Origin of the sequence: Caballeronia novacaledonica (genome assembly GCF_900258035.1) — a bacterium.
Classification (GTDB): Bacteria; Pseudomonadota; Gammaproteobacteria; order Burkholderiales; family Burkholderiaceae; genus Caballeronia; species Caballeronia novacaledonica.
Window position 1 is genome coordinate 41,770 of the sequence record NZ_OGTP01000023.1, and the last position, 13,346, is coordinate 55,115.

The following is a 13,346-nucleotide window of genomic DNA, read 5'->3' on the forward strand; positions in this document are numbered from 1 at the left end:
GATGCTTTCGACCCAGTACATCAGCCGCATCACGCTGATGCGCGACAAGGCGCCGTCCTTCGACGTCTATCCGTTCTCGCTGCCCGCCGTGCGCGCGCTCGATACGCTGGAGCCTCATTCGAAGGTCACGTTTCTCGTCGGCGAAAACGGCTCGGGCAAGTCGACGCTGCTCGAAGCGATCGCCGTCTCGATGGGCTTCAATCCCGAAGGCGGAACGAAGAATTTTCGCTTCGGCACGCGCGCGTCGCATTCGCCGCTGCATGAATATCTGCGCATCGCGAAAGGATTCAAACGGCCGCGCGACGGCTTCTTTCTGCGCGCGGAAAGCTTCTTCAACGTCGCGACGGAAATCGAACAGCTCGACGGCGAACCCGGCTTCGGGCCGCCGGTCATCGCGTCGTATGGCGGCAAGTCGCTGCACGAGCAATCTCACGGCGAGTCGTTCCTCGCGTTGCTGATGGAGCGCTTCGGCGGGCAAGGGCTCTATCTGCTCGACGAACCCGAGGCGGCGCTGTCTCCGCAACGCCAGCTCGCGGCGCTCGCGCGCATTCACGATCTCGTCAACGACGATTCGCAGTTCATCATCGCCACGCATTCGCCGATTCTCATGGCCTACCCCGACGCGTGGATCTATCAGTTCACCGCGGACGGCATCGAGCGCGTCGCCTACGAAGAGACCGAGCACTTCAAGGTGACGCGGGCGTTTCTCGCGAATCCCGAACGCATGTTGCGCACGCTGCTCGGCGGGCGCTGACGTTCTCAGTCCTGCGACTGGAGCAGCGGGCTTTCGTGCTTCACGGTCGCGACGCTCGCGCTGGCGGGCTGGCTATCGCTTGCGAGCGTTTCCGTATCGGCGAGATAGCGCGACAGCAGCGCGTTGTCGTCCATGTAGTACGTCATGGGACCGTGGCTATGCATGAGCGCATAGCATCCGGCGATCAGCGCCGCAACGAGAACGATGCCGACGAGTTTTCCTGTCATGGTAGTGCTCCTGAAGATTTTCAAGGTTCACTTCATGGGCCTCATCGCACTGCCTGCCACAGGCTCGACCTTCTGAAATGTGCACGCAGTCTACTGGCGCGCGCCCGACTTGAAATCCCCCCAAAAGCACGGCTCACAACAGGTGTCGCGCATCAACGCATCTTTCGACGAACGCGTCCCGCCGGGGCGGCCGGCGGGACGCGAAGTCATGCAGGCACGCTCAGTCCTGCGCCTGCATGAGCGGGCTTTCCTGCTTCGATTTGTCGACGCTCGCATCGTTGCTTTGCTGCGCGTCCTGCGCGATGGTCTGCGTGTTCATGCCTTGTTGCGACATGGGCGCGCCTTCCATCGGCGAATAGTACGGCGCGGGGCCGTAGCCGCTCGCCATTGCGTAGGAAGCGCCCGCGAGCGCCGCGACGATGATGATGCCTTTGAGAGTGCCGGTCATGATAGTGCTCCTGAGGGTTTCACATAGTCACTTCAATCGGCCTCATTGCACTGCCTGCCAGCAACCGACCTTCTGAAATGTGCACGCAGTCTACTGGCGCGGACCGGCGTTGAAATCCCCTCAAAAGCACGGATAAAAATGGATGGGCGCGTCGCTCATGTATGGAGCGTGTCATGCATCACACGTTGTCCTCGACAGCGACGGATACCGCACCCGCATTGATCGTCAGCCGCGTGCGCTTTTGCAGCGGGCTTTGCGGCGCGGTGCCGTCGGCGTTGAGGAACTTCATCTTGTTGAAGATCGCGACGAACTGCGTGGGCGTGACCGTCGCCGATGCATAGCCGATGCCGTCGTGATCCGCATACTGCATGTCCGGATTGTTCTGGCGGATGAAGCTGTCGAGCAGCGCGGAAGAACTGATGAGCGACGCGAGCGGCATGCCCGCCGCATACGTCTTCACGTCTTCGAAGAAAGGCTGGCTGCTGATGCCCGCCGACATCAGATCGATCATCACGGGCGTGCCCGTCGCGGGATCGGGCACATCGCGCACGATGCCCGCCTGGAACGCGTGCAGATCGCCCGTGATCGCGACGAGATTCGTGATGTTCTGCGTCTTCACGAACGACAGCAGATCCGCCTTGTGCGACGGATAGCCATCCCACGCATCGCAGTCGAGCACGAACACGACGTTGTCGGGCGCCGGCGCGATCGACGAAAGATCGAGCCACAAGCGGTTCATCATCACTTCGTTGCCCCAGACCTTCCATATCGACGTCGAAGCCTTCAGCGTGTCCTTCCACCATTGCGTCTGCGTGGGACCGAAGATCGACGGCACGCGTCCGAGGCGTTGCGTATCGGCGGCTTCGAACTGCGCGAGCACTTGCTGCGGCACGAAATAACGCGAGCCGACGAGATCGTTGCCATTGACCGGATCGTGCCCGAGCGCCTGCGCGATCGCCGCTTCGCTGACGACGTGATCGTCGCGATAGAGCCGCTCGTCGGTCATCACGAGATGCATCAGCGAGCCGAAGTGGAAGTCGCGATAGATGCGGATGTTGTCGTAGGCCGGGTTGTTCAGATCGAACGACACGTCGCCCCAATCGACCGGCAGATACTCCGCCCACGCCTGATTCGCGTTGCGCCGGCGCGCGGTCTGCTGAAGGTTCGCGTTCGTATAGGTCTGATGATCCTGCCAGCAGTCGTCGGAGAACTCGTGATCGTCCCAGATCGCGATGATGGGAAAGCGCGCGTGCACGTTCTGCAGGCGCGCGTCGCCCCGATACGTGCGATACAGCGTGCGGTAGTCATCGACCGTGTTCGCATAGGAACCGCCGCTCGGCAGCGTGATGGTCGGATGCGCGGGCTCCACGGTGCCGGGCTGCGCGGCGAAGCCCGCCTCGTAGATGTAATCGCCCAGATGCACGACGAAGTCGAGATCGGTTTCGGCGGCGAGCAGCGACATCGCCTGCCAGTGATTCGCGCTCCAGTTCTGGCACACGAACCACGCGAAGCGCAGTTGCGGAATCGCTTCGGCCGCCGCGGCCGCGGTGCGCGTCGTGCCCGTCACGCTGACGTCGCTGCCCGCGACGAAGCGGTAGTAATACGTCGTCTTCGCGGCGAGCCCCGTGACTTTGATACGCACCGTGAAGTCGTAATCCGGCACGGCGCTCAACGGCACGCTGGCGACGAGCTGCGCGAAGTTCTGCTGCGCGGACACCTGCAACGTCAGCGCGACGGGCGTCGCCGGCGTCGCCGCATTGCTGCCGTTCGCGACGCAACGGGTCCAGAATACGGCGGAGACGTCACGCGGATCGCCGCTCGCGACGCCTTGCGGGAACGCGAATGCGCCCGCCGGCGGAGGCGGCGTCGAACCGACGCTTCCGGGATTGTCGTCGTCGTGATCGCCGGAATGGCAGGCGGCGAGCGAGCCGGCGGCGGCCGCGACGGTATAGAACGAGGACAGCGAGAGAAAGCGGCGACGGTCCATGAGAGCCTCCGTTTGCAGACGTCGATGCGGTGCACGACAGACGGGAGTTCGCTGGATGCGTCGAGCGGTCCATCCGACGGATAAGCGAGGCTCTCTTCGGAAATGAAATGCTTAACGCTATAAATCACGCCCCGCACTGTCAAGGGACGTTTGCGTGACAGCATGGCGTGGCGATCCGCTTTTTACAAAGGCGCCGGTGCGCGGCGCGGCGAGCGGGTAAACTATGGCGAGCGGCGTTGTCCAAGCCACGTCCACCCACGGACGACGGCTACACTAAAAAGGCGATCCACCATTTCACCGCTGCGCTGACGACCTTAACCATGACCAGATCGAGATCAGCCGTCCCCCAGTTCGGCGTCGCAGGCCCGGCGTCGAGCGACCACGCGATGAGCGACGCGCAATATCACGCGCTCGTCGACGCGATCGAAGACTGCGCGATTTTCATGCTCGACCTCAAAGGCCGCATCACGAGCTGGAACAAGGGCGCGCGCAAGATCAAGGGTTACGAGGCGCACGAGATCATCGGCCAGCATCTGTCGCGCTTCTATACGGCGGAATCGGTGGCGCGCGGCTGGCCCGAATACGAGCTGAAGCAGGCGTATGCGACCGGCCGCTTCGAAGACGAAGGCTGGCGCGTGCGCAAGGACGGCACGCTGTTCTGGGCGAACGTCGTCATTACTGCCGCGCGCAATACGAATGGCGAGATCATCGGCTACGCGAAATGCACGCGCGATCTCACCGCGAAGCGCGCGGAGGAAGAGAAGCTGCGCCTGTCGGAAGAGCGCTTCCGCTTGCTCGTGGAAAGCGTGAGCGACTACGCGATCTTCATGCTCGATCCGGGCGGCCATATCGCGAGCTGGAACACGGGCGCGATGCGCATCAAGGGGTATCAGCCGTCGGACATTCTGGGCAAGCACTTTTCGACGTTCTATTGCCCCGAAGACCTCGCCGCCAACGTTCCCGAGATCGAGCTTCAGACCGCGATCCGCACGGGCCGCGTGGAAAACGAAGGCTGGCGCGTGCGCAAGGACGGCTCGCTCTTTTGGGCGAACGTCGTCATCACGGCGGTGTACGACGAGCATCGCGTGCTGCGCGGCTTCGCGAAAGTCACGCGCGACATGAGCGAGCGCAAGCGCCTCGAACAGCTCGAAGTCTCGTCGCGGCGCATCAGCGAATTTCTCGCGACGCTCGCGCACGAACTGCGCAATCCGCTCGCGCCGGTGCGCAATGCCATCGGCGTGATGCAGATGGAAGCGGACATGCCGCAGCGCATCACCGCGTGCCGCGACATCATCGACAGGCAGACGTCGCATCTCGGCCGGCTCGTCGACGATCTGCTGGACATGGGCCGCATCACCACGGGCAAGATCGATCTGCGCATGGCGCGCGTGGACGTGAGCGATATCGTCTCGCGCAGCATCGAGCTCGTGCATCCTTTCACCGATGAACGCGCGCAGCGCGTCGTCGCGAAGCTGCCGCAGGAGCCGGTTCATGTGATGGGCGACAGCACGCGGCTCGTGCAGGTCGTGCAGAACCTGTTGAACAATGCGTCGAAGTTCTCGCCGCGCGCGAGCAAGATCAGCGTCGAAGTCGAGCGCGAGGCGAGCGCGCTGCTGCTGAAAGTGATCGACAGCGGGCGTGGAATTTCGCAAAAGGGCCTCACGTCCATCTTCGATCTCTTCGTGCAGGAAGATCATTATCTGAATCCCGGCGAGGCGGGGCTCGGCATCGGGCTGACGCTGTGCCGGTCTATCGTCGAGATGCATGGCGGTTCGATCAGCGCGGCGAGCGCCGGCCTGAATCAGGGCAGCACGTTCACGGTGCGCCTGCCCTACGCCTCCGACGACGACGCGCCGCGGCCGCATCGCGTGCTCGCGCAGAATGCGCTGCAGCCCGCCGGCGATACGCTGCGCATCGTGGTGATCGACGACAACCAGGATTCAGCCGACAGCCTCGCGATGCTGCTTCAGATGAAGGGGCATGACGTGCGTATCGCGTATCACGGCAAGGAAGGACTCGATGTCATCCGGCATTTTCCGCCGGAGTTGATTCTGCTCGATCTGGCGTTACCCGATATGGACGGCTACGCGGTGCTGCGGACGCTGCGCTCGCAACGGCTCCTCGGGCGCGCGACGGTGGTCGCGATGACGGGCTTCGGTCAAGAGAGCGACAAGGAGCGGTCGGCGCGAGCCGGGTTCGATGCGCATCTGGTGAAGCCGGTGGATTTCGAAGTGCTGGACCGGTTGCTGGAGAAGGTGGCGGAGCGGTGAGGTCTGCGGCAACGAGAGAAAAACCTACGCCCTCACCACCCGCAACGGAAACACGACCCTCGACGCAATCAACCCCAGCGCCCCGCCGAGCAGCGTCTCCCAAGCCCGCGCAGTCAGCAATTCGACCGAATGCACGCCGCTCGCGGCCATCGTCACGATGAGCACGAACGCGAACGCCCCGCACGCGACGTCATAGCGCTCGGGCAACGCCATCGCATAAGCGATCATCGCGAATGCCGACAACGTCCACACGACGAGCGGCCAATGCTCCGCAAGCGGCAGACACGCGATCCCGATCGGCACGCCGACGAGCGTCCCGTAGATGCGCCGCCGCACGCGCTCCGCCGTTCCGACCGCCGATGTCGCCACGACATACACACAAGCCGTGATCGCCCACGCCGATTCCGCCAGCACGAACACGCGATTCAGCGCCACGACGACGAGCGCGCCGCACGCCGCCTGCAGGCCCATCGCGAATGCGGGCGAGATCGCGTGGCGCCCATATGCCGGCTCCGACGCCAGCGCGGGCAGCAAGGCCGGATGCTCGGCCGGCCCGCTCAGGACGCGCGGCACGATGGCCGCGAGCATGCCGATCAGCAAGGCGATCAGAATCGCCGGTGAATCGCCGGGTCTGAGGTCCATCCCATAGGCGAGAAGCTGTCCGATATAAAGCTGCGAGCCGATACCCGCGCCGATCAGCCCGAAACGCTTCAGATAGCCCGCGAGAAACGCGCCCGTCACGAGAATCAGCTCGGCGCCGCCGCGCCCGAACTCGCGCAGCGTCGAGCCGAAGAGCGCGAATGTCAGCGCGCCGAATGCGGCGGCCATGCACAAAATGGCGAGGTCGCGGCTCGATTCGAAACGCGTCGTGCGCGCTTCCGACACGCTCGCCCACAGCGCGAAGCCGCCCGCGAGCGTGCCGACGGACACGCCCGGCGGCACGCTCTGCGTCACGTCCTGCAACGCGCCGAGCGCCGCCGCGAGCCCGTACGCGGTGACGAGCCGCAAGCCCTTGATCCGCCGATGCGTGCCCGGATCGACGCGATCGAGCCACGCGAGCGCCATCCGCGCGTAACGCCCGAGCGTCAGTGCAACGTCCGCGAGGCGGGTTCTCGCGCCGATATTCTGCTCGTCGTCCATGGGCATTCACCGAAGGAAACGCGTCTGCAACGCATTCTAGGCGATGCCGCGCGCCGCGTTCCGTCCGCGTGCGCGTTTGACGGGCGCTTTCGCCGCGCCATGCCGCGCGGCCTCGACGATGCAGCCGGCGAGCCGCGCCGCCGCATCCGGCTCGTCCGCGCGCACGCGCCGCGCCCGCTCGACGAGCCCGATCTCGCGATGAAACGTGGCGTCGCCGAGATCGAGCGCGACCGCGCCGCGCGGCCATGCGCCGATGCCGTCGGACACCGGCACGAGCGCCACGCCCAAGTCCCGCGCCACCAGTTGCGCGATGCCCGGCAATTCGTCGACTTCGATCGAATCGCGCACCGCGATGCGCCGCTTCGTCAGAAACGTATCGACTTGCCGGCCGCCGAACGAGCGCCGGTCGTAGCGGATGAACGGCTCCGACTCGATTAATTCGCGCCAGTCCGCCCCTTTCTTCGCGGCGGGCGCGAGCAGCACGAACGGCTCCGCGGCGAGCGTGCGCCATTGCAGCTCCGCCGGCAGCGAAAACGGCGGACGGATGATGACGGCCATGTCCATCTCGCCGGCATCGACGCTCGCCAGCAGATTGAGCGACACGCCCGGCACGAGCCGGATGCGCCACGCGGGCAGCATGCGCCGGAATGCGCCGATCGCTTCGGGCAGCAGCGCCGCATGCGCCGATGCGATCGCGCCCACCGACAGCGAGCCGCCGCGCCCGTCCTCGCCTTCAGGTTCGGCGAGGCGCGCGTACAGCGCGATCAGTTCGCCGGCGAGTTCCAGCGTGCGCCTGCCGGCCTTGTTGAGCGTCGCGGAGCGGCCGGTGCGGTCGAAGAGCGCGACGCCGAGATGCGCTTCGAGGCGTTGCATCTGCGCGCTCACGGCCGATTGCGTGAGGCCGATCTGCGCGCCCGCGCCCGCAAACGTGCCGTGGCGCGCCACCGCCATGAAAGTCTGAAGTTCGCGCAGCATGTCGATTCATCGAAAATATTGTGGCTGACCCCCGCAATATATCGTTTTTCAACATTTTCTTTTGTCAATACACTGGTCTTCGTTCCCTACGCCGAAAAAAGGATTCATCGCCATGAGCACGACCCAGCACGCCATGCCGCCGTTTCACCTTGCATTCCCCGTTCACAGCCTCGCCGCCGCGCGCGCGTTCTATGGCGAACTGCTCGGCTGCCCGGAAGGCCGCAGCTCCGATGCCTGGGTGGATTTCGATTTCTACGGACATCAGATCGTCGCGCACCTCGCGCCCGAGGAAGCCGGGCATGGTTCGACGAGCGCCGTCGATGGAGACGCCGTGCCGGTGCGTCACTTCGGCGTCGTGCTGTCGATTCCGCAATGGGAAGAACTCGCCGACAAGCTGCGCGCCGCGGGCACGCGCTTCATCATCGAGCCGCATGTGCGCTTCAAGGGCGAAGTCGGCGAGCAGGCGACGATGTTCTTCCTCGATCCGTCGGGCAATGCGGTCGAGATCAAGGCGTTCGCGGATATGTCGTCGCTGTTCGCGAAGTAACGCGTGTCGATGAAAAACGGGACGCCTCGTGGCGTCCCGGCGTCGTGCATTACTGACCGGAGCCGCTCGCGCTGACCGGCGCGCCCGGACCGCTCGGCGTCGCGGTGCCGCTCGGCGCGTTGGACGGGCCTGCGTTCATCGGGCTCTTTTGCATCTTGCTCGAATGCGTGGATTTGTGGGATTTCGACTGCGCGTGCTGCGTCGTCGTTTGCGCGTTGTCGCCGGCCTGCAAGCCCGTGTTCGAGCTCGGCGGATTATCTTGCGCGAAAGCCGACGCACAAACGAGAGCAAAAGCGCCGGCGGCGGCGGAAAGGGCGAAACGTTTCATATCGGACACTCCTGTTGGCGGTTTGCGAATGCGATGCTTGCGGCGGGTTCTGCCTGCCGGTCGCGACGCTCATGCCGCGACCAGCTCGCACGTTACGAGTCAGCACGCGCTATGCCACGGTCTGACGTTTCGCAAACGGAGTTTCGTCGATGAAAGGCGCGCCCTTTCGTCGAACATTCAGGTTTTGAACACCGAGACCGCGCGTTTCAGCTCTTCGGCCTGAACGGCGAGCGCGGCGGCGGCGGCCGTCGCCTGCTCGACGAGCGCCGCGTTCTGCTGCGTGACGGCGTCCATCTGCGTGATCGCGACGCCGACCTGCTCGATGCCCTGCGTCTGCTGCGAAGACGCCGACGAAATCTCGTTCATGATGTCGTTCACGCGCGTGACGGACGTGAGAATCTGCTTCATCGTGTCGCCGGATTGCTGCGCGAGATCCTGCCCGGCCGTGACGTTCGTCACCGATTCGTCGATGAGCGTTTTCACGTCCTTCGCCGCCGCCGCGCAACGCTGCGCGAGCGCGCGCACTTCCGATGCGACCACCGCGAAGCCGCGTCCGTGTTCGCCCGCGCGCGCCGCTTCGACGGCCGCGTTCAACGCGAGAATGTTGGTCTGAAACGCGATGCCCTCGATCACGCCGATGATGTCGACGATCTTCTCCGAGCTGCCCGCGATCTTGTCCATCGTCGCGACGACGCCGAGCACGACGCCGCTGCCGCTTTCGACCGTCGACGACGCGCTCGCCGCGAGCTGGCTCGCCTGTCCCGCGTTGTCGGAATTGAGGCGCACCGTCGAGGTCAGTTCTTCCATGCTCGACGCCGTTTGCGCGAGCGAAGCGGCCTGTTCTTCCGTGCGCGAAGAAAGATCATGATGACCGTCGGCGATTTCGCGCGACGCCGCCGTGATGCCGTCCGCGACGAGCTTGATCTGCGCGATCGTCTGCGTGAGGCGCGACTGCATCGTGTGCATCGAGTGCATGAGGCTCGACTCGTCGCCCGGCTCGATCTGCACGGACTGCGCGAGATCGCCCGCCGCGATGCGCTGGCAGACGATCGACACGTCGCGCGGATCGCCGCCGATGCTCTTCAGCACGCCGCGAATGATGAGCGTCATCGCGAGCGTCAACGCCACGCCGATCACGCCGACGAGCAGCAGCGACTTGAGCACGATCGCGTGAAAGGCCGCGTCGATATCGTCGATATACGCGCCGGTGTAGACGTGCCAGTCCCACTCGCGCACGTAGTCGCCGTAGGTGAGCTTTTGCAGGGGCTCGGTCTCGCCGGGCTTCGGATAGAGATACGTCGTGACATGCGAGCCGTCGAGACCGTGCTTGACGATTTCGCCGGTGAAATGCTTGCCGGTGGCATCGACGAAATCGTTGATCTTGTTTTCGGTGTCCGGGCGCACGGGATTCAGCACCTGGAACATCTTCGAATCGAGAATGCCGAGATAGCCGCTCGTGCCGTAGCGGATCGCGCGCACACTGGCGATCGCGAGTTTTTTCGCTTCGTCTTCGGGCAACGCGCCGCTTTGCGCCTGCTTCACATAGAACCGGACGACGCTCGTCGCCGATTGAACCTGTTCGGCGAGCGCGCTTTCACGGTTGTGCATCAGCGAGTGTTTCGTGGAGATCGCGTTGAGCGCGCACAGAAGAATCAGACTGAGCCATACGAAGCCCACGGTGCTCATGAGCTTGGTCTTGAAAGAGAGTTTTTTCACGATCTGGTTGAAGGAGCCGATGGAAGCGCCGGGGCAGGCGCTCGCTGTGCGGCTTCCGATCGCGGGCGGTTTTACGTTTGCGTGCGGGCGTGCGACGCGGTCTCGTTTTCGAAAGCTGCGTGCAATTTAACGGCAAGGGGTGCGGGATCTTTAGCCACGCGGTGCGGCTGGTACGCCTCGGGCAACGGCTCGAAAATCGATGTAAAGCGCGGCGCGACACCGACCGCCAGCAAGGCGATGGCGGGAAACGCGAGCGACAGTCCGCGCACTTCGTCGCCGAATCCGAAGCACGCGTACAGCGGCAGAAGCGGCACGACGGCCGCCAGAAAATAGCGTCGATAGCGCCGCGGCGCCGACTTCCACGCCTCGCGGAAGAACACGAAGAGCGGAATCGCGATCAGCAGATTTTGCAGGCTCGGCGTGAACACGCCCTTCGCGACGAGATTGTAGAAGCTGAAGTACGAGCCCGGCTTGATCCAGAAGCGCAGATTGTCGAGGATGTGGACTTCGACGAAACCGCCCGCGTTGTGCGCGTAGCCGCTCATCGCGTACTGGCGGCCGATCACGCAACACGCGAGCTGCAACAACAGCCAGCCGACGCGCCGATTCAGCGCCACGCTCTTGTCGTGCAGAAAGAACAGCGCGATCGGCACGAGAAAGAAGGTCTCCTTGTTGAACGACGCGAGCGCGACGAACACGGTGCAGAGAATCATGCGGCGTTTGAGCACGAAGTACATCGCGCCGAACGCGCCGAGCATTTCCGGAAAGTCGTAGAAATCGCCGCCTTGCTGGAACGTGAGCGGATACACGAAGCTGAACGCCGCCATGAAGGTCAACGCGGCGCCGAATCGGTAGTCGTGCAATCGCGCGAGCCGATAGACGATCAACAGGATGAAGATCGTCGCGAGCACGGTCGCGAGGTACATCAGGTGATAGGTGATCGCGACGACGGGCGTCCAGAGCGCGTCGGGCACACCGTCGAAGTACGCGTGGCGCAGCGAATCGTACTTGCTGATCGAGCGATAGAGCTTGTCGCGGACGGGCGGCGCGATCGCCTCGGCGCCGCGCTTCGCGACTTTCGCGAGCGTCGAGCGGTACACGTAAGGTCGCGGCGCCGTGCCGTTCATCATGCCGACGAGGCTGAACGTCTCCTCGTAGCGCTCGGCACGTTGCGTATCGCGGAAGCCGTATTTCAGCAACACGCTGTTGGTCACGTTGCCCGCGCAGATCAGCAGCATCACGAGGACGATGCAAAACCTGCAGAAACCAAGGAGTTTGTTTTTGCTGAACACTTTCATTCGACACACCCGGATCGCCGGAACCGGGCGAAACGTCTGGTAGCCGAACTCGGTCAGCAAGAAGCAGAACGCGCCGCCCGGCGACTAGGAAAACCGGGCATTGTCGATGCTGCCACACGCGCGCAACAGAGCGAAAAATCCTAAATGTAGGCGCTTCGTCAGATGGAAAAACGCCCCGCGCAGCCAAAGCCACGCGGGGCGCCGCCACTGCCGTGTCGTCGAATCAGTGGCCGACCGGTTCCGTCGACTTGAGATCGCTCACCATCGCCGTCTGCGGGTGCGCGGCCTGCTTGATCAGCAGCGCGATGGCCGAGACGATCCCCGCCACCGCGATCGTCGCGAAGATGCCGCCGAAGCTGAAGTGCAAGCGCGTCAGTTCGGCGACGAGAAACGATCCCGCGATGCCGCCGAAGCGCCCGATGCCGAGCATCCACGCGACGCCCGTGCCGCGGCCCTGCGTCGGATAGAACGCCGCGGCCAGCGCGGGCATCGACGATTGCGCGGTGTTCATCAGTACGCCCGCAACGAACACGACGAGCACCAGCATGCCGACGTTGCCCGCCGCCTGGCCGATCAGGTACACGCTCACGGCGGTGAGCGCATAGCACGCGGCGATGATGCGGTTCGCGTTGAACTTGTCCATCAGCACGCCGCACAGCACCGCGCCGACGCCGCCGAGCGGGAACAGCGCGGAGACGAGCGTCGCTTTCTGCGGCGTCAGCCCGGATTCCTTGAGCAGGATCGGCATCCAGTTGATCGACGCATAGAAGATCACGAGGCCCATGAAGTACGCGATCCACAGCATGATCGAGCCGACGATGTACGAACGCGACAGCACCACGCTCATGCCGCTCTGCCCTGCCGCGGCGGGCGCGGCTTCGGTCATGAAGAACGAGCCCGCCTGCATGGCGTCGGCCGAGATGCGCGCGAGCGTCGCGCGAATCTTCTCGACGGGCTTCGCCTTCGCCACCATGTAGCGCACCGATTCCGGCAGCTTCGCGACGAGCAGCACCGACAGCACGAGCGGCGCGACGCCGCCCAGCATCAGCACGCTGCGCCAGCCGAAATGCGGGATCATCCACGCCGCGAGAAAGCCGCCGAATGCCGCGCCGAGCGGAAAGCCGCAGAACATCAGATTGATGAGCGTCGCGCGGCGGTTGTCGGGGCAGAACTCGCTCATCATCGTGACGGCGTTCGGCATGGCCGCGCCGAGGCCGAGACCGGTGATGAAGCGCAGCGTCGTCAATTGCGTGATGTCCGCGGAGAACGACGACGCGAGACACGCGACGCCGAAGAGCAGCACCGACGAGAGCAGCATCGCGCGGCGGCCGAGCTTGTCCGAGAGCGGCCCGGACAGCAGCGCGCCGGCGGCGAGACCGAACAGCGCCGCGCTCAGAACGGGCGCGAGCGCCGGCCGGCTGATGTGCCATTCGTTGACGAGCGAAGGCGCGATGAAGCCGATCGCGGCGGTATCGAAACCATCCAGCAGCACGATCACGAAGCACATCACGAAGATGAGCCACTGAAACGGCGAAAACGGATGATCGTTGATGAACGTCTGTACGTTCACGGCAGGACTTCTACTCACTTCATTCCCTTTTCAATGATGGGCGCGCGCCTCGCAAGCTCGCATCCCGGAACTGAAACCCGCTTCCC

The 13,346-nt window shown here is 64.3% G+C and carries 12 protein-coding genes; 3 read left to right on the forward strand and 9 right to left on the reverse strand.

Features of this window, described 5'->3' with window-relative positions:
- The first annotated feature begins 1 nt into the window (after window position 1).
- The gene (locus NOV72_RS25390; protein ID WP_106857316.1) at window positions 2-754 is read left to right on the forward strand and encodes an AAA family ATPase; all 753 of its coding nucleotides are present in this window, start codon (window positions 2-4) and stop codon (window positions 752-754) included.
- Between the two features lie 5 nt (window positions 755-759).
- Here NOV72_RS25390 and NOV72_RS25395 read toward each other — a convergent pair whose 3' ends face one another.
- The 3 genes from NOV72_RS25395 to NOV72_RS25405 all read right to left on the reverse strand — a co-directional run bounded on the left by NOV72_RS25395 (window position 760) and on the right by NOV72_RS25405 (window position 3,416).
- Window positions 760-981, reverse strand: a complete 222-nt coding sequence (locus NOV72_RS25395; RefSeq protein WP_106857317.1) for a hypothetical protein — start codon at window positions 979-981, stop codon at window positions 760-762.
- 220 nt (window positions 982-1,201) lie between these two features.
- Window positions 1,202-1,429: a hypothetical protein gene (locus tag NOV72_RS25400; RefSeq protein WP_106857318.1), complete on the reverse strand. Its 228-nt coding sequence runs from the start codon at window positions 1,427-1,429 to the stop codon at window positions 1,202-1,204.
- 178 nt (window positions 1,430-1,607) lie between these two features.
- Complete coding sequence (locus NOV72_RS25405) at window positions 1,608-3,416, reverse strand: alkaline phosphatase D family protein (RefSeq protein WP_106857319.1); 1,809 nt, start codon at window positions 3,414-3,416, stop codon at window positions 1,608-1,610.
- 386 nt (window positions 3,417-3,802) lie between these two features.
- Here NOV72_RS25405 and NOV72_RS25410 point away from each other — a divergent pair, with 386 nt between their 5' ends.
- Window positions 3,803-5,686, forward strand: coding sequence for a PAS domain-containing hybrid sensor histidine kinase/response regulator (locus tag NOV72_RS25410; protein WP_106857320.1), 1,884 nt, complete (start codon window positions 3,803-3,805; stop codon window positions 5,684-5,686).
- Window positions 5,687-5,710: 24 nt separating this feature from the next.
- Here the strand turns inward: NOV72_RS25410 and NOV72_RS25415 are convergent, their stop codons facing one another.
- Both NOV72_RS25415 and NOV72_RS25420 read right to left on the reverse strand, forming a co-directional pair.
- The gene (locus NOV72_RS25415; protein ID WP_106857321.1) at window positions 5,711-6,826 is read right to left on the reverse strand and encodes an FUSC family protein; all 1,116 of its coding nucleotides are present in this window, start codon (window positions 6,824-6,826) and stop codon (window positions 5,711-5,713) included.
- A gap of 36 nt (window positions 6,827-6,862) precedes the next feature.
- Window positions 6,863-7,801 carry a LysR family transcriptional regulator gene (locus tag NOV72_RS25420; RefSeq protein ID WP_106857322.1) on the reverse strand — a complete coding sequence of 313 codons (939 nt, stop codon included), beginning with the start codon at window positions 7,799-7,801 and terminating at the stop codon, window positions 6,863-6,865.
- A gap of 112 nt (window positions 7,802-7,913) precedes the next feature.
- On the opposite strand from NOV72_RS25420, the gene NOV72_RS25425 reads away from it, so the two are divergent.
- The gene (locus NOV72_RS25425; RefSeq protein ID WP_106857323.1) at window positions 7,914-8,348 is read left to right on the forward strand and encodes a VOC family protein; all 435 of its coding nucleotides are present in this window, start codon (window positions 7,914-7,916) and stop codon (window positions 8,346-8,348) included.
- Between the two features lie 49 nt (window positions 8,349-8,397).
- Here the strand turns inward: NOV72_RS25425 and NOV72_RS25430 are convergent, their stop codons facing one another.
- The 4 genes from NOV72_RS25430 to NOV72_RS25445 form a co-directional block, all read right to left on the reverse strand.
- On the reverse strand, window positions 8,398-8,676 hold the full coding sequence (locus NOV72_RS25430) for a hypothetical protein (RefSeq protein ID WP_106857324.1): 279 nt from the start codon (window positions 8,674-8,676) through the stop codon (window positions 8,398-8,400).
- Window positions 8,677-8,853: 177 nt separating this feature from the next.
- Window positions 8,854-10,392 carry a methyl-accepting chemotaxis protein gene (locus NOV72_RS25435; RefSeq protein ID WP_106857325.1) on the reverse strand — a complete coding sequence of 513 codons (1,539 nt, stop codon included), beginning with the start codon at window positions 10,390-10,392 and terminating at the stop codon, window positions 8,854-8,856.
- Between the two features lie 71 nt (window positions 10,393-10,463).
- Window positions 10,464-11,630, reverse strand: coding sequence for a hypothetical protein (locus NOV72_RS25440; RefSeq protein ID WP_245933151.1), 1,167 nt, complete (start codon window positions 11,628-11,630; stop codon window positions 10,464-10,466).
- A gap of 283 nt (window positions 11,631-11,913) precedes the next feature.
- On the reverse strand, window positions 11,914-13,278 hold the full coding sequence (locus NOV72_RS25445; RefSeq protein ID WP_106857327.1) for an MFS transporter: 1,365 nt from the start codon (window positions 13,276-13,278) through the stop codon (window positions 11,914-11,916).
- Window positions 13,279-13,346: the final 68 nt, after the last annotated feature.

Coding starts and splice junctions, on each gene's coding strand:
- NOV72_RS25390 (WP_106857316.1), top strand. CDS start 2: ATGCTTTCGACCCAGTACATCAGCCGCATCACGCTGATGCGCGACAAG.
- NOV72_RS25395 (WP_106857317.1), bottom strand. CDS start 981: ATGACAGGAAAACTCGTCGGCATCGTTCTCGTTGCGGCGCTGATCGCC.
- NOV72_RS25400 (WP_106857318.1), bottom strand. CDS start 1,429: ATGACCGGCACTCTCAAAGGCATCATCATCGTCGCGGCGCTCGCGGGC.
- NOV72_RS25405 (WP_106857319.1), bottom strand. CDS start 3,416: ATGGACCGTCGCCGCTTTCTCTCGCTGTCCTCGTTCTATACCGTCGCG.
- NOV72_RS25410 (WP_106857320.1), top strand. CDS start 3,803: ATGAGCGACGCGCAATATCACGCGCTCGTCGACGCGATCGAAGACTGC.
- NOV72_RS25415 (WP_106857321.1), bottom strand. CDS start 6,826: ATGGACGACGAGCAGAATATCGGCGCGAGAACCCGCCTCGCGGACGTT.
- NOV72_RS25420 (WP_106857322.1), bottom strand. CDS start 7,801: ATGCTGCGCGAACTTCAGACTTTCATGGCGGTGGCGCGCCACGGCACG.
- NOV72_RS25425 (WP_106857323.1), top strand. CDS start 7,914: ATGAGCACGACCCAGCACGCCATGCCGCCGTTTCACCTTGCATTCCCC.
- NOV72_RS25430 (WP_106857324.1), bottom strand. CDS start 8,676: ATGAAACGTTTCGCCCTTTCCGCCGCCGCCGGCGCTTTTGCTCTCGTT.
- NOV72_RS25440 (WP_245933151.1), bottom strand. CDS start 11,630: ATGCTGCTGATCTGCGCGGGCAACGTGACCAACAGCGTGTTGCTGAAA.